Origin of the sequence: Dethiosulfovibrio peptidovorans, from assembly GCA_002748665.1 — a bacterium.
Lineage (GTDB): Bacteria > Synergistota > Synergistia > Synergistales > Dethiosulfovibrionaceae > Dethiosulfovibrio > Dethiosulfovibrio peptidovorans_A.
This window is the reverse complement of record PDTB01000016.1, coordinates 80,116-106,380: the sequence shown is the minus strand read 5'-3', so window position 1 is coordinate 106,380 and position 26,265 is coordinate 80,116. Positions and strand designations below refer to the sequence as shown.

The 26,265-nt window shown below is 54.9% G+C and carries 30 protein-coding genes; all 30 read left to right on the top strand.

Annotation, left to right across the window (positions count from 1 at the left end; genetic code table 11):
• Positions 1-111: 111 nt before the first annotated feature.
• The 30 genes from CSA35_03110 (at position 112) to lptG (ending at position 26,261) form a co-directional block, all read left to right on the top strand.
• Complete coding sequence (locus CSA35_03110) at positions 112-384, top strand: hypothetical protein (GenBank protein ID PIE55090.1); 273 nt, start codon at positions 112-114, stop codon at positions 382-384.
• A complete protein-coding gene (locus CSA35_03105; protein PIE55089.1) occupies positions 381-2,147 on the top strand; it encodes a V-type ATP synthase subunit A in 1,767 nt (588 codons plus the stop codon). The genes CSA35_03110 and CSA35_03105 overlap by 4 nt, the downstream gene beginning before the upstream one ends.
• The gene (locus CSA35_03100; GenBank protein PIE55088.1) at positions 2,134-3,507 is read left to right on the top strand and encodes a V-type ATP synthase subunit B; all 1,374 of its coding nucleotides are present in this window, start codon (positions 2,134-2,136) and stop codon (positions 3,505-3,507) included. The genes CSA35_03105 and CSA35_03100 overlap by 14 nt, the downstream gene beginning before the upstream one ends.
• Positions 3,504-4,127, top strand: a complete 624-nt coding sequence (locus CSA35_03095; protein PIE55087.1) for an ATPase — start codon at positions 3,504-3,506, stop codon at positions 4,125-4,127. Before CSA35_03100 ends, CSA35_03095 begins: the two co-directional genes overlap by 4 nt.
• Positions 4,124-4,588, top strand: coding sequence for a hypothetical protein (locus CSA35_03090; protein ID PIE55086.1), 465 nt, complete (start codon positions 4,124-4,126; stop codon positions 4,586-4,588). Before CSA35_03095 ends, CSA35_03090 begins: the two co-directional genes overlap by 4 nt.
• A gap of 33 nt (positions 4,589-4,621) precedes the next feature.
• On the top strand, positions 4,622-4,930 hold the full coding sequence (locus CSA35_03085) for a YbaB/EbfC family nucleoid-associated protein (GenBank protein PIE55112.1): 309 nt from the start codon (positions 4,622-4,624) through the stop codon (positions 4,928-4,930).
• The gene (locus CSA35_03080) at positions 4,931-5,545 is read left to right on the top strand and encodes a recombination protein RecR (protein ID PIE55085.1); all 615 of its coding nucleotides are present in this window, start codon (positions 4,931-4,933) and stop codon (positions 5,543-5,545) included.
• Positions 5,546-5,584: 39 nt separating this feature from the next.
• Positions 5,585-6,727, top strand: a complete 1,143-nt coding sequence (locus CSA35_03075; GenBank protein ID PIE55084.1) for a twitching motility protein PilT — start codon at positions 5,585-5,587, stop codon at positions 6,725-6,727.
• A complete protein-coding gene (gene ispF, locus CSA35_03070) occupies positions 6,724-7,848 on the top strand; it encodes a 2-C-methyl-D-erythritol 2,4-cyclodiphosphate synthase (protein ID PIE55083.1) in 1,125 nt (374 codons plus the stop codon). Before CSA35_03075 ends, ispF begins: the two co-directional genes overlap by 4 nt.
• Positions 7,849-7,902: 54 nt before the next feature.
• Positions 7,903-9,378 (top strand): IMP dehydrogenase, encoded by a 1,476-nt coding sequence (locus tag CSA35_03065; GenBank protein PIE55082.1) that lies wholly within the window; start codon positions 7,903-7,905, stop codon positions 9,376-9,378.
• A gap of 31 nt (positions 9,379-9,409) precedes the next feature.
• Positions 9,410-9,604: a hypothetical protein gene (locus CSA35_03060; protein PIE55081.1), complete on the top strand. Its 195-nt coding sequence runs from the start codon at positions 9,410-9,412 to the stop codon at positions 9,602-9,604.
• A gap of 136 nt (positions 9,605-9,740) precedes the next feature.
• Positions 9,741-10,277, top strand: coding sequence for a hypothetical protein (locus CSA35_03055; GenBank protein PIE55080.1), 537 nt, complete (start codon positions 9,741-9,743; stop codon positions 10,275-10,277).
• A complete protein-coding gene (locus CSA35_03050; GenBank protein ID PIE55079.1) occupies positions 10,277-11,377 on the top strand; it encodes a transcription termination/antitermination protein NusA in 1,101 nt (366 codons plus the stop codon). Before CSA35_03055 ends, CSA35_03050 begins: the two co-directional genes overlap by 1 nt.
• A gap of 53 nt (positions 11,378-11,430) precedes the next feature.
• Positions 11,431-11,685: a nucleic acid-binding protein gene (locus CSA35_03045; GenBank protein ID PIE55111.1), complete on the top strand. Its 255-nt coding sequence runs from the start codon at positions 11,431-11,433 to the stop codon at positions 11,683-11,685.
• Positions 11,675-12,010, top strand: a complete 336-nt coding sequence (locus tag CSA35_03040; protein ID PIE55078.1) for a hypothetical protein — start codon at positions 11,675-11,677, stop codon at positions 12,008-12,010. Before CSA35_03045 ends, CSA35_03040 begins: the two co-directional genes overlap by 11 nt.
• Positions 12,003-13,955 (top strand): translation initiation factor IF-2, encoded by a 1,953-nt coding sequence (locus CSA35_03035; protein ID PIE55077.1) that lies wholly within the window; start codon positions 12,003-12,005, stop codon positions 13,953-13,955. Before CSA35_03040 ends, CSA35_03035 begins: the two co-directional genes overlap by 8 nt.
• A gap of 87 nt (positions 13,956-14,042) precedes the next feature.
• Positions 14,043-14,414, top strand: a complete 372-nt coding sequence (gene rbfA / locus CSA35_03030; GenBank protein PIE55076.1) for a ribosome-binding factor A — start codon at positions 14,043-14,045, stop codon at positions 14,412-14,414.
• The gene (locus tag CSA35_03025; GenBank protein PIE55075.1) at positions 14,398-15,354 is read left to right on the top strand and encodes a phosphoesterase; all 957 of its coding nucleotides are present in this window, start codon (positions 14,398-14,400) and stop codon (positions 15,352-15,354) included. Before rbfA ends, CSA35_03025 begins: the two co-directional genes overlap by 17 nt.
• Positions 15,323-16,279, top strand: a complete 957-nt coding sequence (gene truB, locus CSA35_03020; protein PIE55074.1) for a tRNA pseudouridine(55) synthase TruB — start codon at positions 15,323-15,325, stop codon at positions 16,277-16,279. The genes CSA35_03025 and truB overlap by 32 nt, the downstream gene beginning before the upstream one ends.
• Positions 16,276-17,238 carry a riboflavin biosynthesis protein RibF gene (gene ribF, locus CSA35_03015; GenBank protein ID PIE55073.1) on the top strand — a complete coding sequence of 321 codons (963 nt, stop codon included), beginning with the start codon at positions 16,276-16,278 and terminating at the stop codon, positions 17,236-17,238. Before truB ends, ribF begins: the two co-directional genes overlap by 4 nt.
• Before the next feature lie 125 nt (positions 17,239-17,363).
• On the top strand, positions 17,364-17,933 hold the full coding sequence (locus CSA35_03010) for a flagellar biosynthesis protein FliA (GenBank protein PIE55072.1): 570 nt from the start codon (positions 17,364-17,366) through the stop codon (positions 17,931-17,933).
• Between the two features lie 57 nt (positions 17,934-17,990).
• Positions 17,991-18,575, top strand: a complete 585-nt coding sequence (locus CSA35_03005; GenBank protein ID PIE55071.1) for a hypothetical protein — start codon at positions 17,991-17,993, stop codon at positions 18,573-18,575.
• Positions 18,576-18,596: 21 nt separating this feature from the next.
• Positions 18,597-20,327, top strand: a complete 1,731-nt coding sequence (locus tag CSA35_03000; protein PIE55070.1) for an outer membrane protein assembly factor — start codon at positions 18,597-18,599, stop codon at positions 20,325-20,327.
• A 37-nt stretch (positions 20,328-20,364) separates the two neighbouring features.
• Positions 20,365-21,585, top strand: coding sequence for a hypothetical protein (locus tag CSA35_02995; protein ID PIE55069.1), 1,221 nt, complete (start codon positions 20,365-20,367; stop codon positions 21,583-21,585).
• A 2-nt stretch (positions 21,586-21,587) separates the two neighbouring features.
• Entirely contained in the window at positions 21,588-22,634 is a 1,047-nt protein-coding gene (gene lpxD / locus CSA35_02990) for a UDP-3-O-(3-hydroxymyristoyl)glucosamine N-acyltransferase (protein ID PIE55068.1), read from the top strand.
• Positions 22,628-23,473 (top strand): UDP-3-O-[3-hydroxymyristoyl] N-acetylglucosamine deacetylase, encoded by an 846-nt coding sequence (gene lpxC, locus CSA35_02985; GenBank protein ID PIE55067.1) that lies wholly within the window; start codon positions 22,628-22,630, stop codon positions 23,471-23,473. Before lpxD ends, lpxC begins: the two co-directional genes overlap by 7 nt.
• 5 nt (positions 23,474-23,478) lie before the next feature.
• Positions 23,479-23,910 carry a 3-hydroxyacyl-[acyl-carrier-protein] dehydratase FabZ gene (gene fabZ / locus CSA35_02980; GenBank protein ID PIE55066.1) on the top strand — a complete coding sequence of 144 codons (432 nt, stop codon included), beginning with the start codon at positions 23,479-23,481 and terminating at the stop codon, positions 23,908-23,910.
• Positions 23,911-23,914: 4 nt separating this feature from the next.
• Complete coding sequence (locus tag CSA35_02975; protein ID PIE55065.1) at positions 23,915-24,697, top strand: acyl-[acyl-carrier-protein]--UDP-N-acetylglucosamine O-acyltransferase; 783 nt, start codon at positions 23,915-23,917, stop codon at positions 24,695-24,697.
• On the top strand, positions 24,694-25,167 hold the full coding sequence (locus CSA35_02970; GenBank protein PIE55110.1) for an HAD family hydrolase: 474 nt from the start codon (positions 24,694-24,696) through the stop codon (positions 25,165-25,167). Before CSA35_02975 ends, CSA35_02970 begins: the two co-directional genes overlap by 4 nt.
• Entirely contained in the window at positions 25,164-26,261 is a 1,098-nt protein-coding gene (lptG, locus tag CSA35_02965) for an LPS export ABC transporter permease LptG (protein PIE55064.1), read from the top strand. The genes CSA35_02970 and lptG overlap by 4 nt, the downstream gene beginning before the upstream one ends.
• Positions 26,262-26,265: the final 4 nt, after the last annotated feature.

Below are 26,265 nucleotides of genomic sequence, written 5' to 3'. Positions count from 1 at the left end.
TGGGCATGGTCGGGGCTCCGTCGGAACGACCTGAGGCTGGGAGACTCGGATGGAGGTTTTTAGAGGTGCCCTATGGATGGTTGAGAAAAAAATCAAGGGGAGGCGTCGTGCGTGCTGAGTCAGGGGGAAGCGGTTGTTTTGGGAGAACCCTTGTTTATCGATCTTTGGAGTCTTGTAGGGCTTGAACCGGTGCTTTGTCAGGACCCCGACGACCTCTTGTCGCTTCTTCCAGCGCTCTTAGAGCGTCGAGATTTGATCTGTGTCGTCGTCGACGAGGGCTGGTTTGCCCGTCTAGCACCCGAGCTCAGATCCCGCCTTGAGACCATGGAACTCCCCCTCTGGCTTCCTTTGCCGGAGTTGGACATGCAGGAGGTGGCGGGATGAAGCGTGAATCGTTCGTCTGGGGCATTGCCGGGCCGGTGATACGGTCTCGGGTGTCCTTTTCTGTCATCATGTATGAGGTTGTCCATGTGGGGGTTCAGCGGCTTTTGGGCGAGGTGGTCCGCGTTCGAGCCGGTGAGGTGGATATCCAGGTCTATGAGAACGCCGATGGCCTTCAGGTTGGTGACCCTCTTTCCTTTACCGGTCGTCTCCTGTCGGTGGAGCTCGCTCCTGGGCTTCTGGGGTCGGTGCTGGACGGCATCGGTCGTCCCCTGAAAGTGCTCGGAGAGGACGGAGTCTTCTTGAAACGAGGGGCATACCTGTCGCCGATACATCGTCAGCGGACGTGGCGATTTGTTCCTCGGAGCAGCGTGGGTGACGAGATCGCCTCCGGTGACGTGGTGGGTACTGTTCAGGAATGCGATGCCGTGATGCATTCCATCATGGTCCCCCCAGGCTTCTCTGGATCTGTTGTTCGCTCTGTTCTCCCAGAGGGAGAGTATCCCGTCGATGCCCAGGTTGTCACGACGGATGGGTGGAGTTTGTCCATGGTCCAGAGCTGGGATGTCCGTCGTCCTCGGCCTGTGAGTCGACGTCTCCCTCTCGAACGTCCCCTGATCACCGGTCAAAGGGTTCTCGATACCCTATTTCCCCTCGCTATGGGTGGGGCTGCCGTTCTTCCTGGTGGTTTTGGAACGGGCAAGACCGTGACCCAGCAAGCTGTTGCCAAATGGTGCGATGCCGACGTCATCGTCTATATTGGCTGTGGTGAGAGAGGTAACGAGATGACCGAGGTTTTAGAGGAATTTCCCCAGCTTAAGGATCCGTACAGAGAGGCTCCCCTGATGGATCGAATGGTCCTGATAGCGAATACCTCGAACATGCCTGTCGCTGCCAGAGAGGCGAGCGTATATCTGGGCATCACCGTGGCGGAGTACTATCGGGACATGGGGTTGAACGTCGCTCTCATGGCGGACTCCACATCTCGTTGGGCCGAGGCATTGCGGGAGATTGGTGGTCGCCTTGAGGAGATGCCAGGGGAGGAGGGGTACCCGGCTTATCTGGGCAGTCGCCTGGCCGAGTACTACGAGAGGGCTGGACGATGCCGTCCTCTGGGAAAGCCTGACAGGGAAGGTTCCGTGACCGTGATTAACGCTGTTTCTCCGGCAGGTGGGGATTTCTCTGAACCCGTCACCCAGACGAGCCTGCGTCTCTCAGGGGTATTCTGGGCGCTGGACAAGGGATTAGCTCAGCAACGTCATTTCCCCTCTATCCATTGGAATCAGAGCTACAGCCTGTATGATCAGGAACTCCAGGGTTTTTACGAGAAGGAGCTTTCCTCGGAATGGATCGACCTCAGGGGGTTTCTTCGGGATAAGCTTGCCTCTGAGAAGGAGCTTCGATCCCTGGTGCAGCTGGTGGGGAGGGATGGTCTGTCGGAATTAGACAAATGGACTCTTACGTTTGTCGATCTCTTAAAGACGGTCTACCTTCAGCAAAATGCCTTTGATCCAGCGGACGCCTGCACCTACCCCAGAAAACAGGCGATGCTCCTTCAGGGACTTCGGGATCTGGATGCCCGTATCCTCCGGGCCATGGAGGACGGTTTGCGATTCGAGGATCTCTCAGGTCTGACCCTGCTTCAGGATCTCCTCTCCTTGCGTTTGCGGGACGAAAATCAGCTGGAGGCGGCCTTCTCTCACTGGCTTGAAGAATTGGACGAAACTCTCAAAAACGCGGCGGTGCATCCCAATGGCTCTTTATAGAGAAGGATACAGATCCGTCTCAACTGTCGCCGGTCCTTTGCTTTTCGTTAAAGGGGTCCGAAACGCCGGATACGGTCAGTTGGTAACCGTGGTCGATCCGACGGAGACCCGTCGTGGGCAGATCCTTCAGATTGAAGGGGATCTGTGTGTGGTCCAACTCTTCGACGGGGCCATGGGGCTCCCTACCGGCGAGACCACCGTCTGGCTTGATAGGGACGTGGTGACCGTGCCGGTGGGGACCAGCCTGATTGGTAAGGTCCTCAACGGACGGGGGCAGGACGAGAACGGTCAGGAAATTCTCTTCTGTGAGGACCGGCTGCCTGTATCAGGGCTTCCCATCAATCCGGCTCGTCGGAGGAGCCCCCGGTCGTTTATCCAGACGGGGCTTTCTTCGGTGGATCTCATGAATACCTTGGTTAAGGGGCAGAAACTCCCTGTTTTTGCCGGGCCAGGGCTCCCCGCTAACCAGGTAGCTACCTCTATCGTGAGGCATTCCAAGCCTGGCGGGCATCGACAGTTTCTCGTCGTTTTTGCCGCAATGGGAATCACCAAGCGTGAAGCTCAGTATTTTCTCGATTCCTTTCGGGATACGGGAGCTATAGAAAAAGGCGTCTTTTTCATCAACCTGGCGGGGGACTCAGCAGCAGAACGTCTCTTAACCCCGAGGATGGCCCTCACAGTGGCCGAGTACTTTGCGTTTCAAAAAGGTTACGATGTTTTGGTGGTTATGACGGATATGCTTCACTACTGCAACGCCCTTCGGGAAATCAGTGCGGCCCGGGAGGAGGTTCCAGGACGTCGGGGGTACCCAGGATATATGTACTCGGATCTGGCTGAGCTGTACGAACGGGCTGGGTGTATCGATGGCTCGCCCGGGAGTCTCACCCAGATTCCCATCATCACGATACCTGACGATGACATGACTCATCCCGTGCCCGACCTGTCAGGGTACATCACCGAGGGGCAAATTGTTTTGGGGCGAGAGCTTCATGATCGGGGGATATTTCCGCCGGTTGACGTCCTGCCTAGCCTCAGCCGCTTGATGAACAAGGGGATTGGCAAGGCGCAGACCGTTGACTATCATCGTGCTATGGCCGATCAGTTATATTCGTCATACGCTAAAGCTCGGGAACTGGTCAAGCTCCGGCTCATCGTGGGCGACGATGGACTTACGGATACGGAACATCGATATATTCGATTCGGGGAAATGTTCGAGAAAACTTTCGTCCAGCAGGACGATGGGGGACGAACCATAAGCGAGTCCTTCGAGAGAGCCTGGATGGCCCTGAGAGAACTTCCCGATCAGGAGCTGTACAAGCTGCCGAGTGAACTGGTTCTCCAAAGAGGGAGGCGGTCGTGACCACCGCCATCACTCGGGATCGGCTCCTTGAGGTCTCCGCAAGAATTCGGGATGTCCAGCTGGGAAAGGGGCTTTTAGAGAAAAAACGAGACGCTGTTCTTCGGGTTCTTGAGGAGGAGCGTCGTCGCTACATTAAGGTTCAGGAGACGTTCAGGGACCTCTCCCGTCGGCTGGGTATCCTATACGGCATGATCAGGATTCACGATGGAGTCTCTACGATCCAGCTCTTGAGGCTCCAGCGCCCCCTCGTGACCCTTCGCTGTACCAGAGAATCTGTCATGGGATGTCGGTACAGTGTCTTCGAGCCCGAGGCATCGTCAATAACTCGTCGATTCCCCTTAGCCATGGATCCTGCTCTTTCCTGTCTGTACGTCGACGATTTTCTGGAGCTTATCGCTCAATCCGAGTCTCTCCTGTGGGAGTTCGTAACCCTTAGGAGCAAGATTCAATCCTTCGAACGGGAACTGAAGAAGACGAACTTGAAGATTAATACTTTGGAACACAATATACTGCCCTCTCTGTTGGCTGAGCGTAAGAAGATCTCTGAGACCTTGTCGGAAAGAGAACGACAGGAGCGGTATGCCGTGAAAAAACTGACTAAAAAGAAGCGACGGACATGAAACTTCGCATTATCACCGTTGGGAAACCCAAAGAGCGATTTATTCGGGAGGGTATTGCCGAATACGTTAGGCGACTTCCCTCGTCTTTTCCTCTCGACATACGCTCTCTGCCCGATGTTCGAGGAGGTGCGCCGGAGACGGCGATGGAAAGAACAGGTCGGGCCATATTGAAAGAGCTCTCGCCCAGGGATCATGCAGTTCTCCTGGACGAAGCAGGGGATTCTATGCCAAGCGTTCGCTTCTCGTCCCACCTTTTTTCCACATTGGAGAGCGTTTCCGGGCGCCTGGTTTTTGTCGTGGGAGGTCCCTTCGGTGTTTCTTGGGAGGTTCGCCAAAGGAGCGACGAGATGCTATCATTGTCCCCAATGACCATGACCCACGAGATGTGTCTTCTCCTCCTCTCGGAGCAGATCTATCGGGCATGGACGATACGGGAAGGGATGTCGTATCATCATGGGTGACCATCAGGAAACGGAGGGCGTATTCAGGTGAAGATGAACAATCTGATGAAACAGGCTCAGAGAATGCAGGCCCAGGTGCAGCGTATTCAGGAGTCTCTGGGGGACGAGCGAGTAGAGGGCAACGCCGGAGGTGGTATGGTGACTGCCGTGGCCAACGGACATGGCGAGATCCTGTCGGTGCGTATTGCGCCGGAGGTGGTCGATCCCCAGGATGTAGAGATGTTGGAGGATCTGGTCTTGGCGGCTGTGAGCGATGCCGTCCGAAAGGGGCAGGAGGTAGCCCAGGAGAGGATGGGCCAGGTTACCGGCGGACTGGGTGGAGCTCTGGGATTGGGGTTTTAAATGGCCCTTCCCTCTCCGTTTGAGCGCCTCATTGGGCTCTTGAAGCGGCTTCCCGGGGTTGGGGAGAAGAGCGCCCGAAGGATGGCGTTCTTCGTTTTTCAGGCTCCCGATGGGTATGCTCGGGAATTGGCTGATGCGCTCTTTTCCCTGAAGGACGCTCTGACGGTCTGTCATATCTGCGGTAACCTCACGGACCGACAGCCTTGTCACGTATGTTCTGACCCTTTGAGGGACCGTTCGATTCTCTGTGTGGTCGAGGGTATTGAAGATCTTCTCAGTATTGAGCAGGCCGGCGTTTACGACGGCCTGTATTACGTTTTGGGAGGGAATGTCTCTCCTTTGGATGGTCGGGACATCCCCAGCGGGGTCTTGGAAAGGCTTCTTGACCTGGTGAACGAACGATCTGTTTCCGAGGTCATCATCGCTACCAATCCCAGAGTCGAGGGGGATATGACCTATCACGCTGTCTTGGCAGCCCTTCGGCCTTTAAAAACGGTGAAAAAAACCCGACTCGCCTATGGTTTGCCTGTTGGGGGCAGCATCGAATTTGCTGATCGGGTAACCTTGCACGCTGCCATGGATACCAGGATCGTCGTTCAGGACGATGGTCGATAATAGCATTTCATCCGCATCGGGCGAGAAAGGGGTGTCTCTATGACCGACGGTCTCATTAAAATCATGGGGGGGATCTGCAGGGCTTTGCTGACGATTTTGGGTGGTATCGCTGGCTACCAGCTGTCTGCCATGGTGGTATCCCTCTTATCTCAACGGATTGACGTGGACCGATTTTGGATACAGGCGTTCCTCAACGGGGGGAGCGTCCTCATATTCAGCGGTATAGGCTTTTTGATTGCTCCGCTCTTCTTTCGGGTTCTCGGCTTTATGAGCTCTTTATTCGAAAAAAACCTTCAAACCACCAAATGGCAGGACATTACAGCAGCTACAACAGGCCTCTTTGTGGGGCTTCTGTTGGCGAATTTGATGGCTATGCCCTTTGCTGGCTTGCCGCTTGGCCCCTACGTAGCGTTTTTTCTCAACTTGGTCATCGGGTATGTCCTGGCTCGGCTTTTCGTTAACCGTCAGGAGGATATCAGGGGCTTTTTTGCGTCCTTCATGACGCTTCGGCAACGGCTTCTTTTTCGAAAAAACCGTGGAGAGTCCGGGAAGGACGATTTTTCCCTTGCGGTGCCTGCAAAGATCCTGGACACCAGCGTCGTCATCGACGGACGAATCCTGGACGTTGTTCACGCCGGTTTTCTTGAGGGAGTTGTCGTGCTCCCTCGATTTGTTCTCTCCGAACTTCAGTCGGTGGCCGACTCCAAGGACCCAGGGCGAAGAGCTCGTGGCCGCCGGGGGTTGGATGTTGTTAAAGCTCTTCAAGGGGCTCCTTCCTTGAATTTGGTCATAACCGAGGTTGGATTGAAGGAGTTGGACGTGGACTTGGTGGATAGTGGTCTGATCGCGCTGGCTCGTCGGATTGGGGGTAAAATCCTGACCACCGACTACAATCTGAACAAGGTCGCTGAAATCCAGGAGATCGTCGTGCTTAACGTCAACGATCTGGCGAATTCCATGAAGCCTGCCTATCTTCCTGGGGAGAACGTGATCGTGGATGTCATTCGGGAGGGTAAGGAGCCTCAGCAGGGGATAGGGTATCTGGACAGCGGGACCATGCTTGTCGTCGAGGACGGTGAGGCGTATATAGGTCGTCGAGTGGAGGTCGTTGTCACGTCCATGCTCCAGACATCGGCCGGGCGAATGATCTTTGGCAGAGTGCGTCGAGAGGTTTTTTCGTGAAAAATTCGTGGGCGTTTCTGATCATGGCTGCCGGATCAGGACAGCGACTGGGTGGCCAACCAAAACAATTTCGTCTTCTGGGGAAACGTCCTGTCTGGCAATGGGCCGCAGGGGCCGCTCGTGCATCCGGTATCGATGACGTGATTTTGACTGTCCCGCCTGAGAGATTGCCCCCGGATATCCCGAGTGACAGGGTAACGGTTATTCGAGGTGGAGAGACTCGTTCCCTGTCGGTTCGAAACGCTCTTCGAGGAACCGATGCTTCATGGGTGCTCGTACATGATGCGGCCAGACCATTCGTCTCTCCGGATTTGTGTCGCTCCGTCATGTCCGCTGTGACCGAATGTCGAGGAGTCATTCCCCTGCTCCCCGTGGTCGATGCCGCCAAGCGCATTCGTGAGGGGGAATCCGTCATGAGCTCCGTTGATCGAGATGGACTGATGATGACCCAGACACCTCAGGGTTTCCACCGGGAGAGTCTCCTTGATGTTCTGGAGTCTTCCTCTCCGTTGGTTCGGGATGAAGCTGAGCCATGGCTAGCCTCTGGGCGGGAGCTTACTTGGGTTTTGGGAGAGACGGAGAACTTCAAGATCACCACTGAGGGAGAGTGGAGTATGGCTCAAAAACTCGCAACGACTGGAGCGACGGTGCGAACCGGGGTGGGGTTTGATGTCCATCCTCTGGTCCCCGATCGTCCTCTGATCCTGGGTGGTGTGTCCATTCCATCGCCTCTGGGGCTTGATGGTCACTCGGATGCCGACGTCATCTGTCACGCTCTCTCCGACGCCGCTTTAGGGGCTGCTGGTTTACCCGATATTGGTCGTTTATACCCGGCGTCTGACGAAACCTACCGAGGAGCCGACAGTTACGAGTTGCTTCGTGATGTGATTAACCGTCTTCGAAACTGCGGATGGGGAGTTATCTGGGCCGACATCGTCCTCCATGCTCAGATTCCAAGAATCGGCGATGGTGTAGAGGATATCGTGAACAAACTTGAATGTCTGTGGAACGATGGGCGGCGACGGATTAACCTGAAGGTCAAGTCAGGAGAGGGGATTGGCCCGGTGGGACAGGGTGAGGCCATGACGTGTTACGCGGTGGTCACGGTCACGCCCTGCTGATGAATTGGGTGGGGCATGGTGGCGAGAGAGGTCTGAATCTATAAGGAGGTTTTTATGAATTTTAATGAGAAATTCGTGTCCTATGAGGGGCTTACCTTTGACGACGTCTTGATTGAGCCCCGGCAGAGCGAGATCCTTCCCTCGGAGGTTCAGGTCCAGACATGGTTGACTCCAGAGATAGGCTTGAATATACCCATCTGTAGTGCTGCTATGGATACGGTCACCGAAGGTCGTTTGGCCATCGCTGTGGCTCGTGAAGGTGGACTGGGTGTCGTTCATCGGAACACGACGCCGGAACGTCAGGTGGCTGAAGTTGATAAGGTCAAGCGATCCGAGTCAGGGGTTATTGTCGATCCCTTCTATCTCCATCCTCACGACCTCCTGTCCCAGGCAATGGAACTCATGTCGTATTACCATATCTCCGGGGTCCCGATCGTCGATCAGGGGAAGCGACTTGTGGGGATTATCACCAACCGGGATCTACGGTTCATTCGGGATTTTGATCAGCCTATTCAAAATGTGATGACGAAGGATAAACTGGTGACCGCACCCGAGGGTACCACCCTGGATGATGCTCAGCATATACTTATGCGTCACAAGGTGGAGAAGCTCCCCATCGTGGACGATTCTGGCATTCTGAAGGGGCTCATCACCATCAAGGATCTTCAGAAGGCGAAGGATTTTCCCAATGCGACCAAGGACGAATCGGGGCGCCTCCGGGTTGGAGCTGCTGTGGGAGTGGGGCGGGATGTTTTCGACAGGGTCGATGGACTCGTCAATGCAGGGGTCGATCTTGTGGTGGTGGATACAGCACACGGCCATGCCCGTAAGGTCCTGGATACCATCTCGGCCATCAGGAAACGTCACCCTGACCTTCCCTTGGTGGGGGGGAACATCGCGACTGCCGAGGCGGCCGAGGCCCTGATCGAACGGGGAGTTTCCGCCGTCAAGGTTGGAGTAGGGCCTGGGTCTATCTGTACGACCAGGATTATTGCTGGTATCGGAGTTCCTCAGTTGGCTGCTATAATGAACGTAGCTTCGGTGGCTGTGCCCAAAGGAGTTAAGGTCATCGCCGATGGCGGTATCCGGTACTCAGGGGACGCTGTTAAGGCTCTGGCCGCTGGTGCTGACTCTGTCATGATTGGTTCGCTCCTTGCAGGAACTGAAGAGAGCCCCGGAGAGGTCATCATCTACCATGGGCGTTCCTATAAAAACTATCGGGGGATGGGGTCCATGGGAGCCATGAGAAGCGGGTGCAGTACCGACCGATACTTTCAGGAAGGCGCGAAGGAAAATAAACTGGTACCCGAGGGCATCGAGGGACTGGCAGCCTATAAGGGATCGGCGGGAGACGTTCTGTTCCAGATTGTCGGTGGGATTCGCTCCGGCATGGGGTATGCTGGCGCTGCGAATATCGACGACCTGCACCATCTGGCCCGGTTCGTGAAGATATCGTCTGCATCGGTGAAGGAGAGTCATCCTCACGACGTGGTTGTTACCAAGGAGGCACCGAACTATTGGGTAGACTAGGACGAACTTCCATGATGAGGGGAGAAGAGATGTGAGTGCTCAAGAGGCTCGTCTGTATAGTCGCATTAAGGATGCGACAAGCCCGTACTGGGCTAATCTGGACGATCTGTCCAGTCTCAGTGAAGAGGTCCTCAGCGACGGTGAGTTATATATTCTCCCTGAGGAGGATTTTTCTGCCACAGTCGATCTCTGGTGGAGTGATTTCCTCTATGAAGCTATGGAATAATCGGTCGCTCTTGTCGTTTTTGCCCCCCCATGGTACACTCTGGGTGGGACGTGGGATACTTGTCCTGATGCGAGAAGAGTGGGCCTTCCCACTCTTCGCTTTTTTTTAAGCTGTACACTCAAAGGAGTCGAGACGGGTGCATACAGAGGGATTGACCTTTTCACGTGAGAATCTCAGACGGATCGTCGAGGATCTGGGGTACGAGTTTGTCGGTGTGGAGTTGAAAAAGGAGTCTGGAGCTTCTTTCGTGAGGATTTACATCGATACTTTAGGGGGCGTCTCGGTACGAGATTGTGAGATCGTTTCCCGAGAGATCAATCGAACCCTGGATGCCCGGGGCGAAGACCTTCTCGATGGTCGATACTACATGGAGGTCAGTTCTCCCGGTCTTGAGAGGCCTTTGTGCTCTTGGGAGGATTTTTTTCGCTTCCTTGGCCGGACAGCTGTCGTCAAATTTCGGGAATCCTTTCAAGGACACCGGCGCATAACCGGTCGGATTGTGGCTGCTGAGGAAGGCTTGGTTCGGATCGAAAACGACGAGGGAGAGCTGGAGATTCCCTGGGACGTCGTCTCGTCGGCTCGACTTAAATACGTGTTTGATGTGCAGAAAAAACCCAAGACTAGAAGAAAAAAGAGAAAGAAACAGCGGAACGGGCAGGAGGAGGAAGGGTAATGCAGTTGGGGAGCGACTTCATTCGAGCTCTGAGACAGCTCACCGAGGAACGAAAACTCTCTCAGGAGATCATCCTGGGAAGTATTGAGGCTGCTTTAGCCTCGGCCTACAGGAAGTTTAAGGAAAAAAATCTTGAGCCGGAGGTCCATATCGACGGTGAAACCGGCGAGATCTCCATCGTCGAGATTCGTCGGGTGGTCAACGATGTAAGGAGCTCTGATGGAGAGGTCTCTACGGAGGAGGCCGCTGCTCTCGGGCACCCCGGTCTGGTCGAAGGGGACATGGTTCGGACGCCTGTGGATATTGCTCCAGAGACATTTGGCAGAATCGCCGCTCAGACGGCTCGTCAGGTAATTATCCAGAGGCTTAAGGACGCAGAGCGAGAGATCGTCTTCAACGAATTCTCCGAGCGGATCGGTGATTTAGTCAACGGGGTGATCTTCAAGGCTGAAAACGATCAGGTGCTGGTTCGAATCAGTGATCGTACCGAGGCCATGCTTCCTCGGGAGGAACGCATGGCCGGTGAAACGTACGAGCTTGGTGGGAGAATGAAGTTCTATCTTCTGGATGTACGTCAGACGACCAGGGGACCAAGGATCGTTGTCTCTCGGACCCATCCGGGCCTTCTGCGTCGCCTCTTGGAGCTTGAGGTTCCTGAGATAGCCAATGGCGTGGTTGAGATCCACGGTATCGTTCGGGAAGCAGGGGCTCGGGCTAAGATCGCTGTGAGCACACTAGACCCCAATGTCGATCCTGTGGGGGCCTGTGTCGGCAACGGAGGGGCCAGGATCAAGACCATCAGCAACGAGCTGGACGGTGAGAAAATTGACGTGGTTATCTGGAGTGACGATCCGTTACAATATATCCGAAATGCTCTGTCCCCCGCTAAGATTCTTCGGGTGGAGCCGGTGCTGGAGCAGGAGAAGTCCGTCCGGGTTTTTGCCAGACCTGATCAGCTCTCTCTCGCGATAGGTAAGGCCGGGCAGAACGTTCGTCTTGTAGCTCGCTTGACAGGATGGAAGGTCGATATCAACTCCATGGCTGCACCGGAGAGGGATTCTATGCCCACGTTACAGGACCTCTTCGAGGACATTCCCTGAGAGATCGTACGGTCATGCCCGGGGGGAGAAACGCTATCTCGAAAAATCCCAGAATGTGCGTGAGTTGCCGACGCCGAGATGTCGCGAGGTGGTTCATTCGAGTTGTCCGTCGTCCCGATGGTTCGGTTATCCTGGATGAATCGGGCAAAACAGATGGTCGAGGGGCTTACGTTTGCCCTGAGCTCTTGTGTATTGAGACCGCCAGAAGGAGACGATGCTTGGATCGGGCACTTCGGTGTCATGTCCCCGACGACGTGTATCGGTCATTGGTGACCCAAGCTTCGGGGGCCCCACATCATGAGCGGTAAAGCTTCATGGCGGGCAACTATTGGACTTGCCAGAAGAGCAGGGCTTTTGGTTATCGGTCAGGATCGAGTCCTCTCTGTGACTAAAAAAGGGAAAAAAAGATACGTGATCGTCTTGTCCTCTGATCATTCGGATGCTCTCAGGCGATCACTGGGTGTGCAAAAAGGCTGTCAGCATCGGGTTGTGCGGCTTGGCCGAGTTGATCGAAGGGAACTGGGGTCCATTATCGGTCTGTCTCGATGTCAGGTTGTGGCTCTCCCCGAAGGAGAAGGGCTGACGGGCCTCGTCATTGATCAACTTGTCGAAGGGGGAGAGGCCGTTGAGTAAAATTCGGGTATATGAACTGGCAAAGATGCTGGATATGAGCAATAAAGACCTTATGGAGGTTCTGCGAGGTCTTGAAATTGAGGCAAAAAGCCATATGAGCTCTCTGGAACTGGAGACGGCTCAGCGTGTGGAGGACTACATCAAAAACGGAGATTCCGGCTCTGGTGAAAAGGGTATTCTTGAGCGCTGTTCCTGCTCAGTGCCCGAGGGGGCGACGGTCAAGGATGTCGCTGAAATGATCGATGTCTCTCCTGCCGAGGTCGTTAAGACCCTTATCGCTGAGGGGATAATGGCTCCCGCCACGGCTTCCGTGGATGACACGATTTTAGCCATCCTCTCGGAGGCGTATTCGGTGGATCTGGAGTGGGCTCCACCAGAGCCTCAGGAGGAGCCTCTCACTGTTGCCAAAAAGCCGGTTCTTCGAGGGGATAACCTCTGTCCTCGGGCTCCCATCGTTACTGTTATGGGGCACGTAGATCACGGTAAGACAACCCTCCTGGATTCCATCAGGAACACCAACATTACTGCGAGGGAGGCTGGTGGTATTACCCAGCATATTGGAGCCTCCAGGGTTTGTCATGGTGATAAGGACATCGTCTTCTTAGATACGCCGGGACATGCGGCCTTTACGTCCATGAGAGCCAGAGGAGCCCAGTGTACGGACATTGCCATCCTCGTTGTCGCAGCTGACGATGGTGTCATGCCCCAGACAGTGGAAGCGATTAATCATGCTAAGGCGGCGGGTGTCCCTATCATTGTGGCGGTCAACAAAATTGACAAAGCTGGTGCCAACCCCGATAGAGTGCAACAACAGCTGAGTGATCACGGTCTGGTGCCAGAAGCCTGGGGAGGCGACACCATCATGGTTCATGTGTCCGCCAAATCAGGCGAGAACCTGGACCAGTTGTTGGAGATGGTCCTCCTGGTGGCAGAGATGGAGGAATTGAAAGCCGATCCTACCGTGACGCCCGAGGGCGTGGTCATTGAGGCTGAGTTGGACAAGGGCAAGGGCTCGGTGGCAACTGTTCTGGTCCAACAGGGAACTCTGCGCCGGGGGGATATCGTCCTCCTGGACTCGGCCTGGGGAAAGGTTCGAGCCATGATTGATGCGTCGGGCAAGCAGGTGAAGACCGCTGGGCCCAGCACGGCCGTGGAGATTCTGGGCCTGAATGACGTTCCTCAGCCAGGTGAGCGTTTTGTAGTCGCTGAAAACGAAAAGGAAGCCAGGGATTGCATCTCGGCCAGAGAACAGGAACGTCGTCGGGAGGCCAACAAGATCGCCCCTCGGATGACTTTGGAGGAGCTCTACACAAAAATGCGGGATGGAGAGACTCCCTTGCTGAACTTGCTTCTCAAATGCGATGTTCAAGGCAGCGTGGAGGCCCTTATTGGTTCGCTGGATAAGCTGGCTACCGACGAGGTTGGTATCAACATCGTTCACACCGGGGTCGGAGGCCTTTCAGAGTCCGATATTATGCTGGCTTCAGCGTCAGACGCTATCGTTATCGGTTTCAACGTTCGTCCTGACGCCAACGCGAAGAAGATGGCGGAGAAAGAGCATGTTCAGATCCGTCTCTACCGGGTTATCTATGACATTATCGACGATATTAAAGCGGCCATGGAGGGTATGTTGGCACCTCATATTCGAGAGAGCGTTGTCGGGCAGGCCGAGATTCGGGAGATCTTTAAGGTCCCCAAGGTGGGCAAGGTTGCGGGGTGCATGGTCACCGAAGGATCTATTAAACGGGGATCCAAGGTTCGGCTCGTACGGGATCGGGTCGTCTTCTGGGAAGGGGAGCTGTCAGCTCTCCGTCGCTTTAAGGACGATGTCCAGGAAGTTTCCTCAGGATACGAGTGTGGTATGAGCTTTGCCAAGTTCCAGGATATTAAGGAAGGTGACGTGGTCGAGGCCTACGAGTTGATTGAAGAAAAGAGAACCCTGTAGTATAGAGAAACCGCCGAGTCGGAGGTCTCCTGTAGGGGCCTCCGACAGTTTTTTAGTGAATTCACTATATGAAACGAGGTGATCGTCGTGGCGGCTTTCCGTATCGACCGAGTGAACAAGGAATTGCAGAGGGAGATTTCCCGCCTCCTGGAGTTCTCGGTCAAGAATGAGGCGGTCAGAGGGGCAGTGATCACCGGGGTCGATTGTGCCAAGGATCTTAAATTTGCCAAGGTGTACTTCACGACATTGCTCCCCGAAGATCGTCGTGCTGTGGCCGATGCGTTGAAAAAGGTTCGTTCTTTTATCCGGAGTTCTCTTGCCAAAAGCCTAAGGATGCGTACGGTGCCTGAGCTTCGTTTTGTCTACGATAGCAGTGCGGAATACGGTCGCTCTATTGACCGGCTTTTGGATCAGGTCGTATCGCTCCCTTCAAAAGGCGGAGATGACGATGACCTCTGAGGATCGGCGTCGAGTCGTCGCTGCCTTGAAGGAAGCTCCTGAATGGTTGCTGATCAGCCACGTCAAACCCGATGGGGATACTTTGGGGGCGGCCAGTGCTCTTTTGCAGATCGGGCAGTTCCTCGGAAAGAACGTGCTCTGGGGAGGCGCCGACCCTCTTCCTCATCGGTACGACTTCATCCCCTGTGGGGATCTCTATCGTGTGATGCCCTCCTTGAGTGACGACCTGGCTCAAAGGCTTGTGGTGACCGTGGATGTTAGCACCCCCGACAGGGGGCTTCCTGGCATTGAGAAAGCTGCGAATCTGGTGGTAATCGACCATCACGGGGATAATCCCCGATTTGGAACGGTCAACTGGATTGCGTCGGTCTCGTCGGTAGGGGAAATGATCCATGGTTTGGTCTCTGATCTGGGAGTGATTCCGACTCTTCCTATGGCGGAGGCCATCTACGTCGCTATCGTCACTGACACGGGAGGGCTTTCCTTTTCAAATACCACGGGGGAAACTCTCCGGGTTGTGGCCGAACTTCTGGATCAGGGGGTCTCTCCTCAAGGTATGAATCGTCTTCTGTATCATAATGATTCGCCCTCGAGATTGCACCTGTGGGGAAGGGCGTTTCAACGGATAGTTTGGCGTAATGGGGTGTGTTACTCCTGGCTGGGGATGAGGGATTTCGATGAGACTGGCACTGTTCCCGATGATACCGAGACATTGATCAACGCCCTCATGCGAATCTCCGACACCGTGGTGGGAGTACTGTTCGTCGAGGCTGGTGACGACATTAAGGTGAGTCTTCGATCCGTAGGCGATCTGTCCGTTAGATCGGTTGCCAGCTTGTGGGGTGGTGGTGGGCATCCAAATGCATCGGGTTGCCGACTGAGCGGTACCATGAACGAGGTGATCGACGATGTCATCGGTGAAATTCAAAACCGATTGTGATGGAGGCTTCCTCGTCCTCCATAAACCCTCTGGTGTCCGGAGTACCCAATGTGTCTCGGCTGTGAGACGGATTGTAGGCAAAAAAAACAAAGTAGGTCACGCCGGGACCCTGGACTCTACGGCCCAAGGGCAGCTTATCGTCCTTGTAGGAAAGGCTACCAGATTCTGCCAGTATGTCATGGCCTTGCCCAAGACGTACGTGGGGACCGTCCGTCTTGGAATAACGACCTCCACCGACGATGGGGCGGGAGAGATCCTGGCAGAATCAGAGGTCCCAAACCTCTCCGAGAATCTTGTTCGGAAGATTCTGCCCTCATTTTTGGGAGTACGAATGCAGCGCCCCCCCGCTGTCTCGGCGCTTAAAGTACAGGGACAGAGGGCTCATACCATAGTTCGCCAGGGGCAGGATGTCGTTCTCTCTCCTCGGCCAGTGTACATCAAGTCGATCCGCGTTCTCAGCGTGACCAGCGATCCGCCGGAGATTGGCCTTCAGGTGATTTGTCACAAGGGGACCTATATCAGGAGTGTGGCGCGGGATATCGGGGATTTTCTGGGCTGTGGTGGCCATCTCCGATCTCTTAAACGAACTGCTACGGGCCCCTTCGATCTCGCTTATCACGGTATTCCGTTCGATCCCGAGATCCCGCCGGATCGGTCAGATTTGCTGGGTGCTCTGTTGCCTTTGACGACGATCTCTCGGGCGTATGCGACATACCAGATTTCGAGCGATCTGGCTGAGCGGTTACGAAACGGTCTTCCCGTGCCTCTGGACCGAGCTCAGGTTGTCTCCAGAGCGACAGTTCCCGACGGTCCTCTCATGGTATTGGGAGATGGTGTCCTTTCCATGTGTCGTTTCGAGGTCGTGGAGCAAAGGGGAATGCTCGTCCCTGAGACCAACGTTTTTTCAGGAGGGGAGCCGTTGTGATCGTCGTTCTCGGTGCTTTCGACGGGTATCATCGAGGGCATCAGAGGCTGCTGGTCAGGGCGTCGGCCTTGGCGGAAAGGGAGGGCGTGCCCTGGTCGGTTGTATCCTTTACCCCTCATCCTCGATGGGTCCTGTCTGGGGGACAGATGCCTCTGCTATTTACCGATGAGGAAAAGGAGCGCATCGCGGCTTTCTTGGGAATCCCCCGGGTTCATTCTTTGCTTTTTTCTCCTGATCTATCGTCCATGGCTCCCGAGGAATTCTTCCAATATCTGGACAGTCATATCGGCCTCTCAGGGGTTGTCGTGGGTCATGATTTTCGTTTCGGCAGAGCTCGTTTGGGAAATCCAGAAGTTTTGCAAAAACTCTGCAGGATGCGAGGAATTCCTTTAGAGGTCGTTTCCCCCTTCAAGCTTGAGGGGACGGTGGTAAGTAGCACGGGAATTAGAGACCTGCTTCTTCGGGGAGATGTGTACAGGGTGCGGACTTTCTTGGGATATCCGTTCTTTATGACTTGTTCCGTCATAAGGGGCCGTGGCCGAGGACGATTCATGGCTGTCCCCACTGCGAACCTCAAGGTTCCCGAATCGAAGGCGCTTCCCGCCTCGGGGGTGTATGCCGGAAAGGCCATCGTTGATGAGAGGATATCCGCTGCGGCTATCTCCGTGGGGATCAATCCCACCTTTGGTGACGTGACCGTTCCTCAGGTCGAGGTCCATTTGGTCGACTTTGATGGAGACCTCTACGACAGGCGGCTCACCGTCTTTTTATATCATCGCCTTAGAGCGAGCCAGCGTTTTGACGATCCTGGCTGTCTATCGAGACAGATCAGGCTCGACGTAGAGCAAACCAGAAGGCTTTTTCAAAGTGAGAATGACGAGGAGATGCCCGTTTTCTGGTTATGTCGGAGATTTTTACCTCAGAACGGAGGCTTGTTTCTTACGACAAGGCACCGTTAGCGTGTGTTCTGATTCCAGAGAGTGGTCTCTCCTATCTCTCTCTTGGGGCGTTTTTTGTGACTGTACCCCTTTTTTGCTGACTTGCTGGTACAATAAGCGTTGGATTTTATTGAGGGGGTGGATCTGTGCAGAAGAACCGAATATCCCCGGAAGAAGAACGTGCTTTGTGGATCCGACATAAGAATGGGAATAAAGAAGCTCGAGAGGCGTTGATCCTTTTGTATCGTCCCTTGGTGTTTTGGATCGCTAAGAAATTTCATGTCGCTCCAGGTCTGTACCCCGACATAGTGCAGGAAGGGATGATGGCTCTGATCAACGGGGTGGATCGTTTCAAGCCAGAGAGAGGCTATCGTTTTACCACCTACGGTTATTATAGAATTAAGGGGCAAATGCTCAACTTTCTTCAACGGAAGGAGGCTAAGGCCCCTTTGCCCATGGAGGATGTAGACGAAGAGCTTCGAGCCCCTGTTTCTCCCGAGAGCATTGATGCGGCTCTGGACCTTTGGAGCGCCTTGGAGTCCTTGCCTGACAGGGAGTGTCGGATTCTTTCCGAGCTGATTATGGAAGGAAGAAAAGCTAAGGATGTGGCCAAGGACGAGGATCTCGATGTGAGCCACGTCTATCGCCTTCGCCGAAAAGCCTTGGCGTGGCTAAAAAATTGGCTTGTAGTTCGGGATGCCACTCCGCAGCGGTAGCAGGGGATACTGAAGACACAAAACAAAAAATACTATTGAAGTCTTCGGAGGCTCCCTATGGAAAAGAGAATACATACCGTACAGAGATGGCTGGATCGATGTCTTCTTGCCTGTAGGTCCCGGTCTTGGGAAAATGCCCTGTCTGACATGGAGTGTGCTGCCGCTGAGCTTGAAAATGCCCGTCGTGTCCTGTGGTCTGTCGTCGATCAGCCCCATACATTCTCCAGACGAAGGGGAACTCGATCTGTAGGCACGGTGCTTGCGGCAACGGTGTTTGTCCTCATGGCAGCCTTTCCTCTATCAACGTCCGACCTGAGAGGGGAGGCGTTGCTCTGGCAAGACCAAAAAGCCTTGTTGGAGCTGGTCACTTTGGATGAACGAAAACTTTTAAGAGCACTCAGAAATAACCTGAGTGGGGCCAATCTCGTTGAGGTGCCCTCGTCGGTCTCTGAGCCCCCCAAGGAATTTCAGCGTCAAAGGCATCGGGTTTCTCGGTCAGAGGAGCTCCCTTCTATGCCAAAGAGTACGTCATCTCAAAGAACAGTTCCCTTGGATGAAATGATGAGTCTCATTGAGATTGGACAACGGGCTCTTCGGGGTGGTGACAGCCTCGTGATTTTGGAAGATACGAATGAACTGTAATGACCGGAAGGAGAGGGTCTTGTGAGGAGGATATCCATATCGTTGTTGGTGGCTGCCGTGCTGGTTTCTTCCATGGCGTTTGCCGGTGAAGCAGCTTCCGTGGTCGCCGAGGTCTCTGTTGAAGGGAACGAGGAGGTCGTCTCCCAGCATATATTAGGTGTGGTCGAGACCAAGGTCGGTGAGCCTCTGGACCAAGAGACCATCCGAAAGGATATTGAGGCCATATACGGTCTTGGGTTTTTCTCCTATGTCGATGCTCGTCTTGATCCCCGACAGGACGATGTCTCAGTGATGTACGTTGTTACCGAAAATCCTGTAGTGACCGAGGTCCAGTTTATCGGTAATACCGTCTATAGCGATGAGGACCTTCGAAAACAGGTATTCACCACTCCTGGGTCCGTTTTTAACAGAGTATTTTTCCGTCACGACCTTCAAAGGATTAAAGAAAAATTTCAGGAAGACGGATATGTTATGAATAGAATCAAGGACGTTCAGGTTAATGGCGGGCTGGTGAAGGTCTATATTGAAGAACCTCGTATCGGTGAGATTGTGATCCAGGGTAACAAGAAAACCAAGGACTACGTCGTCCGGCGTATCATTGGTATCAAGGAGGGAGACCTTTTCAACTCCATGATTCTTCGTCACTCTCTGGGGAAAATACGAGCCCTCGGGTATTTCGAGGATGTGAGTGTGGGGTTTGAGCCCTCTGAGGATGGTTCGGGCTCCGTGGATCTTATCCTTACCGTTGAGGAACAGAAGACCGGCAAGGTCTCGTTCTCAGTGAGCCACGGTTCCAGCAGCGGTTGGGGTGGCGGTGTTTCGTACTCGGACTCTAACCTGGCCGGTCGGGGTATTCATCTTGATGTGGGGTTTGACTTAGGTGAGTACGAGGGGTATTGGGCCAGCGTCTCCGACTCGTATATGGACCAGAAGGCCTATGCCTGGAAAATAGGCGCCTACAGTCGGGAGTACGAGGATCGAACGTATTGGGACAAGGACTTGGGACCCCGGCAACTTTTTGAGTATGACGAAGATCGAAAGGGCGTGTACATCGGTGCTGGGAAGAAGTTTCGGGGTAACGATAAGCTCAGCTGGTTCATAACCCTTGATTGGCATGACAGCGATGTCCAGTTTAAAAGCGGGTCAAGGGATATGTTTGACTTGGTTACAAGTAATGGTGGGACAGGAGGAAGTGCCTTTACCGTGATGGGGGAGCTTACCAGGAATAACCTGGATCCCTATCTGCAATACCGAAAAGGTGACTTGGAGACAGTCGCGGTGGAGCAGGCTATGGAGTTTCTTGGCGGCGATTGGAGTTTTACAAAGTACTGGTTTGAGGGGAAGGTCTTTGTGCCCATCAAGGGGTTGGAGGATCTGATAGATCTCAGGATCGAGAAGGATAACCCCATGTTATTTGCTGCCAGGATCAAAGTTGGTTCGTCCAGTGGTTCTGTGCCGTGGATGGAGCGCTACATGTTAGGAGGGGCCAGAACTCTTCGGGGGTACGACTCTGCGCAGTTTAAGGGTGATGAACTTCTGTTGGGGAACTTCGAATTGCACGTCCCTGTAGAGGACGCTTTCTCTTTAGTCCTGTTCTACGATGTGGGGAACACCGAGTTGAGTTTCTCCGATATGAAAGACGACTATGGTCTGGGTGTTCGGGTAAGGACTCCTCTCGGAAATCTCCGCCTTGACTACGCTGAGGGTGATGACGATTCCCAGTTCCACTTCGGGTTTGGCGAAATCTTCTAGTCGAATAACGCTGTTTCGGGATCTTGGGAGGGCTGTGGTGGCCGTGGCAGCCGCCGCAGCCTTTCTTTGTCCGTTGTGTGCCTGGGGGGCTTCAGTCTCGACGGTGGAGGGGCTTCCTCCGTGGTTGGTTCCCAGAGCTCAACGAGCTGCCCAGGCCGTATGGACTGAGTTGTCCCAGCGAAACGTGCCTCCTGTTTCGGCGCTCGACGCCCTGGCTGTTGTGGCGCAGCGGCTCTTCTCTGGGTACGATGTGACCATCTCTCTGGAAGAAAAGGGTCCCCTGTTGAGCTTTCACCCCACCCTTTCCTTACCTTGGGTGGTTACGGTGACGCCACCTGAGCTTCAGTCGCCTCTCACGCGCTGGATTCAGGAGGACGGGCAAATGTTGGCTCAAAAACTGTCTCACCTCCTCAAGGGAGTTCCTTACAGGGCGTTAAGTTGGGGAGATGAGGCTTTCAGATCGTCACTTCATACCTTGATGGAGGACTGTCTTCCTGGGTGGCGTGGAACGTCCGTGGTTCGGATCGATGAAGGTCAGGTTATCTTGGATATTGCCCTGCTTCCGTCCCCTCCTTTTGTTCTGGCTACCGATCCCCGTATCACTTCCTCTACCCTTCCGAATGTCCTTCGGGATCGGCTTCGAGAGTCCTTTCTGAAAGATCTGTCCCCCTTGGTAGGGCTTCCCGTCGCGTGGATTGATCGTCATCGGGAGCAGGTGAATCGCTGGGCCAGAGGTATGGCCCAGGAGCGAAGCACTGTTTCTGCGGTGAATGCCCGGGTGGACGTGGAGCTTCGTCCTGATCAGATTGCTCAGGTGGACGCTTCGGTAGAGAGCAGGAGATATTCTCTTCGGGCCTGGGTTGCCGTACAGGCAGGGGCTCAGGATCGGGTTCCCGAGTTCGGACTTCACTTTGGGAGATTTGCCCAGATCTTTTCTGGAGTAGAGCCCGAATTCTACGGTGAGTTCATCTGTGAGCTGGATGACTGGGACATAGAATCTCGTCTGGGGTTCCGCTGGTCTCCCTGTTCCCCTGTATGGATCGGTGCCGAGTACGCTTGGGGTGATCGATCGTCCCTGTGGTATCGTTTATGGCTAACCGGTCACCGAAAAGGACCGTATCTTTGGTGGCGTCACAGTCAGGACCGGGAAAATCAGGGCTCTTTGGGGTACCGGATCAACGAGACCGTGTCTCTGGAGCTTCAGTACGACGATCGTTTCGACGACAGATGGAGTCTGCGAGCCGTCGGTGATCTGTAACGATGAATGAAGAGAGGTCCTTCAAGATGGAATACACTATAGACGAACTGGCTCAACGACTGTCCGGGCGTGTTGTCGGCGATGGACGACGGGTGATACGGCGGGTCTCAGAGCCGTCGAATCACGACCCTGAAGGTATTGTGGTGTTGCTGAGGGCGTCCGGGGCTGAAGCCCTTCCAACGAGCGTGGCGGTGGTTGGGAGAGAGGATTGCTTTAATTCAGGGCGATCGGGTGTGATCGTTCCCGAACCTCGGGTTGCGATGGCATCTCTTCTCTCGCTGTTTCAGCGTCTGCCCGAGACACAACGGGGAATTCACTCCTCGGCGGTGGTTCATCCGACCGCTCAGGTGGCTCCTGACGCCTCCATCGGACCTCTCTGTGTGGTCTCCAAGGACGCTGTGGTGGCATCTGCCGTGGTTCTGAGGGCCAGTGTCTTTTTAGGTGAGGGAGTCTCAGTGGGGGAAGGGTCGATTCTGGAGCCCGGGGTAGTGATCTACAGTGGTTGTACCCTGGGGCGTCGGGTGCTGCTTCATGGCAACGTGGTTATCGGCGCTGACGGGTTTGGTCATATTCCGGCTTCTAAGGGCTCGAATGTGATCAAAGTTCCTCAGATCGGGGGCGTGGTCCTGGGCGACGGCGTGGAAATTGGTTCGGGAAGCACCGTGGATCGTGGAACCATCGGCGATACGGTTATCCGGGCAGGGACCAAACTGGACAATCACGTTCAGGTTGGTCACAATGTCTCTATCGGTCATGACTGTCTGTTGGTGGCCCAGACCGGTGTCTCTGGCAGTGCTGTCCTGGAGGATCGGGTGATTATGGGAGCTCGAAGTGGAGTTCAGGATCATGTCACGGTAGGCGAAGGGGCCACCGTGGCCGCTTTGGGGGGCGTCACTAAGGACGTCTCTTCTGGGGCGGTCGTCTCGGGTTTCCCCGCCAGGGATCATCGTCAGGAACTCCGCCAAAGGGCTCTTCTTCGTCGCTTGGACGAGCTATTTCTTCGGGTCAGGGAACTTGAGGCCCGGTTTCCCGTCGAGGAACGATCGTGAGGTCTTTGGTCCCTCGTTTTATACTGGAGAAACCCTGTTTTTTTCGAGGTATCGGCCTTCATTCTGGATGTCCCTGTGAGGTGGATCTCCTCCCTCAAGCTTCTTCGGGGATTTCCTTCCGTCTCGGCTCTCAGGTTTTTCCCGTGACTCAAGCTCGATTTCGAGGTGATGGTCGGGGCACGGTCCTCTCCTTTCCTGATGGACAGGAGGTCCATACGGTGGAACACATCCTGGCGGCTCTCGCTGGACTTGGTCTTGACGGGGTAACCCTTCAAGTAAGGGGAGAAGAGATCCCCGCGATGGATGGCAGTGCCGAACCCTTCGTTCGGGGGCTTTTAGACGCAGGTGTTCGTCGGGACGGAGTTATCTCCGCCCTCTCAGTGGAGAGCCCCTTAGCCGTGGACGACCTGGCTCGGGGACGATCAGTGCTTCTTCTGCCTCACGATGGATTTCGTGTGACCTACGTCATCGATTATCCTGGGACGGCCATTGGGTGTCAGGCCCTCTCCGTGGACGTGACGGGGGATACTTTTAAAAGAGAGATCGCGTGCTGTCGGACGTTCGCTCTTATGGATGAGGTTCAGGGGCTGCGGGAGATGGGGCTGTCCCTGGGAGGATCTTTGGAGAACGCTGTCGTGGTAGATCAGGATCGGGTGTTGGCCGATGGTGGTCTTCGTTTTACCGACGAGTTCGTTCGTCATAAAATTCTGGACCTGATCGGGGATCTTGCCCTTCTTGGCCGCCCTGTTCTCGGTCATGTCATAGCTTTGAAGGCCGGTCACCAAATCCATCAAAAGCTGGTGTGCCGAATTAAAGTGCAACACGAGATGGAGGTTTGAAGGTTATGTTCGATATCCACAAAATCATGGAATTTCTGCCTCATCGATACCCCTTCCTTCTGGTGGATCGGATTGTTGAGGTTCAGGACGATTCGGCTGTGGGAATAAAAAACGTCTCCATTAACGAGCCTTTTTTCATGGGGCACTTCCCTGGGGAGCCCGTGATGCCCGGAGTCCTCATCGTAGAGGCGATGGGACAGACGGGGGCGGTCGTGCTCCTCTCGCAGCCGAAATTCCAGGGGAAAGTTATCTATCTGACCTCGGTAGAGAAGGCCCGGTTTCGTCGGCCCGTTCGTCCTGGAGATCAACTTGTCACGACGGCTACCCTCACTAAACTTCGAGGTAAGGTCGGTAAAGTCAGGACCGTGGGGACAGTTGACGGTGACGTGGTTGCCGAGGCCCAGCTGGGTTTCGTCGTGGACGATAGACTGGAGTAATGCGGTGTCTCTCGTGCATCCTACGGCATTGGTCTCAGCCCAGGCGTCTTTGGCTGACGATGTGATCGTCGGTCCGTACTCGGTGATTGACGGGGCTGTCTCCATTGGTCCCGGGACCGTTCTGGGAGCCTTTGTCAGGATTATGGACTATGTGTCCGTTGGGGCCCGATGCCGTATCTACGAGCATACCGTCCTTGGTGGTGAGCCTCAGGACCATGATTTCAAGGGAGAGGAATCCTGGGTTCGTGTCGGTGATGACGTTGTCCTTCGAGAAGCCGTCACTGTCCATCGGGCCTCTGGGGTGGGCAAGGAGACTGTTGTCGGTGACGGTACTCTGCTCATGGAGGCTGTCCATGTTGGACATAACGTGGTTATCGGTTCTCACGTCACCGTGGCCAATAAGTCGGCTTTTGCAGGGTATTCGTCTATGGGAGACGGGGCGGTCATGAGTGGGCTCTCCGGGCTCCATCAGTTTGTCTCTGTGGGGCGATACTGTATGATCGGTGGGGCGACCAAAGTGGTCAAGGACATCCCCCCCTATGTCACCGCCGATGGGCATCCTGCCAGGATATACGGCTTGAACGTCGTGGGACTCCGTCGGGCTGGCTTTTCCGCCGCTCAGCGAAAAGAGATTAAAGAGGTGTATGGTCTCCTGTATCGTTCCGGCCATCCCATGAAAGAAGCCGCAGAGATACTTAAACAGGAGATGGGAGAAAGCACCTATGCTTCCGAGATACTTGATTTCTTGGGATCCAGTCGACGGGGCCTGGCCTCGTGGTGTCGATGAAGACCGTGGAGCTTCTGGCTCTCGATGTGGATGGAACCCTGACCGATGGGGCCATCTACCTGTCGGGTGATGGTCGAGAGATGAAACGGTACGACGTGAAGGACGGCACGGCGTTGGTTACTTTCCGAAAACGGGGCGGTGTGGTCGCCTTTATCAGCGGCCGAACCTCGGCGTCCACTGTCGCTCGAGCTGCTGAGCTTGAGGTCCAACACCTCTATAACGGTACAAAGGATAAGTTAGGTGATCTCATGGCACTGGCTCAATCCTTGGGCTTCTCCCCCGATCAGGTGGTCTACGTGGGAGACGACGTCAACGATATCGAGTGCCTCAGGTGGGCCGGGATGGGGGTTGTCGTTGCCGATGGCGTGGATGAGGCCAAGGCCGCTGCTGACTGGGTAACCCGTTGCCCCGGCGGTAGAGGAGCTCTCCGGGAGGTCGTTGATCGCCTTATCGCGGAGGGGCTTCGGTGAAGGGGCGGATCCTTGACCGATTCATCCTCAGGGAACTGGGAGGGGCTTTCCTCTTTGGTGTCTTGACCTTCACAGTCATCCTGGTGGCTGGCGACCTGCTCTTCAAGGTCGCCGAGATGGTCGTGGAGAGGGGAATCTCCCTCTTAACAGTCTCCAAGCTTTTCCTGTACAAGCTTCCGGCAGTCGTGGTTCTCACCCTCCCCATGTCCTGTCTTCTGTCCACCTTGCTTACCTTTGGTCGCCTGTCGGTGAACAGCGAGGTCGTGGCCCTCAAGGCGTCTGGAATCTCTTTTCAGCGGATTGCAGTGCCTGTCCTGTTTGGGGCTGCCCTGGTGGCTCTCTCAGCCCTGTTGCTTAACGAGACTCTGGTCCCTCTGGCCAATCGAGCTGCCGATAACGTGCTTCGTTTTGACGTGCTCCATGAAAAGCCCGCACTGCTTCAGGAAAGAGTCTTTCTCAAGGACGAGCACGGAGGACGGCTGAACAGGGTGATCTACATCGGCCAACTTCGGCCAAGGAGCGGGACCATGAACGATGTGGTCGTTCAGGAGTTCGAGGAAGGACGTCTTCACCGGATCACCACTGCCGAAAAAGGGGGGTGGGCTCGTGGTGTCTGGTCTCTGTCCGACGGACAGGTCTTTTCCGTCGACGATATGGGACAGGTGACTTTTCTCTTTGGGTTCAAGTCTCAGAAGCTTTCTCTTAACCTCAGTCCATCCCAGGTCGATCGAACCTCCCAAAAACCCGACGAGATGAGCATTAAGGAGCTTCGCCGTCACATAAGGGTCATGAAAGCTCAGGGAGCGAACCTTGCTCCCTTGTGGGTATCCTATCATCTTCATCTGGCCGTGCCGTGGGCCAGCTTGGTCCTCGCTCTGATCGGGGCGGCTCTGGGGGTTCGACCCCAGAGAAAGGGGGGCATGGGCATGGGGTTTGGCCTGAGCGTCCTCATCGTTTTTGCCTACTATGTGGTCATGTCCATGGGGCGGGCTTTGGGAGAGAGCGGACACATGCCGCCCTTCCTTGCGGCGTGGCTTCCGAACATCGTTTTTTTGGTCTGTGGCGGTGTGTTAACCGTTCGGGCCAACAGGTGATGAG

Coding starts and splice junctions, on each gene's coding strand:
- CSA35_03105 (PIE55089.1), top strand. CDS start 381: ATGAAGCGTGAATCGTTCGTCTGGGGCATTGCCGGGCCGGTGATACGG.
- CSA35_03100 (PIE55088.1), top strand. CDS start 2,134: ATGGCTCTTTATAGAGAAGGATACAGATCCGTCTCAACTGTCGCCGGT.
- CSA35_03090 (PIE55086.1), top strand. CDS start 4,124: ATGAAACTTCGCATTATCACCGTTGGGAAACCCAAAGAGCGATTTATT.
- CSA35_03085 (PIE55112.1), top strand. CDS start 4,622: ATGAACAATCTGATGAAACAGGCTCAGAGAATGCAGGCCCAGGTGCAG.
- CSA35_03080 (PIE55085.1), top strand. CDS start 4,931: ATGGCCCTTCCCTCTCCGTTTGAGCGCCTCATTGGGCTCTTGAAGCGG.
- CSA35_03075 (PIE55084.1), top strand. CDS start 5,585: ATGACCGACGGTCTCATTAAAATCATGGGGGGGATCTGCAGGGCTTTG.
- CSA35_03065 (PIE55082.1), top strand. CDS start 7,903: ATGAATTTTAATGAGAAATTCGTGTCCTATGAGGGGCTTACCTTTGAC.
- CSA35_03050 (PIE55079.1), top strand. CDS start 10,277: ATGCAGTTGGGGAGCGACTTCATTCGAGCTCTGAGACAGCTCACCGAG.
- CSA35_03045 (PIE55111.1), top strand. CDS start 11,431: ATGTGCGTGAGTTGCCGACGCCGAGATGTCGCGAGGTGGTTCATTCGA.
- CSA35_03040 (PIE55078.1), top strand. CDS start 11,675: ATGAGCGGTAAAGCTTCATGGCGGGCAACTATTGGACTTGCCAGAAGA.
- CSA35_03025 (PIE55075.1), top strand. CDS start 14,398: ATGACGATGACCTCTGAGGATCGGCGTCGAGTCGTCGCTGCCTTGAAG.
- truB (PIE55074.1), top strand. CDS start 15,323: ATGTCATCGGTGAAATTCAAAACCGATTGTGATGGAGGCTTCCTCGTC.
- CSA35_03005 (PIE55071.1), top strand. CDS start 17,991: ATGGAAAAGAGAATACATACCGTACAGAGATGGCTGGATCGATGTCTT.
- lpxD (PIE55068.1), top strand. CDS start 21,588: ATGAATGAAGAGAGGTCCTTCAAGATGGAATACACTATAGACGAACTG.
- fabZ (PIE55066.1), top strand. CDS start 23,479: ATGTTCGATATCCACAAAATCATGGAATTTCTGCCTCATCGATACCCC.
- CSA35_02970 (PIE55110.1), top strand. CDS start 24,694: ATGAAGACCGTGGAGCTTCTGGCTCTCGATGTGGATGGAACCCTGACC.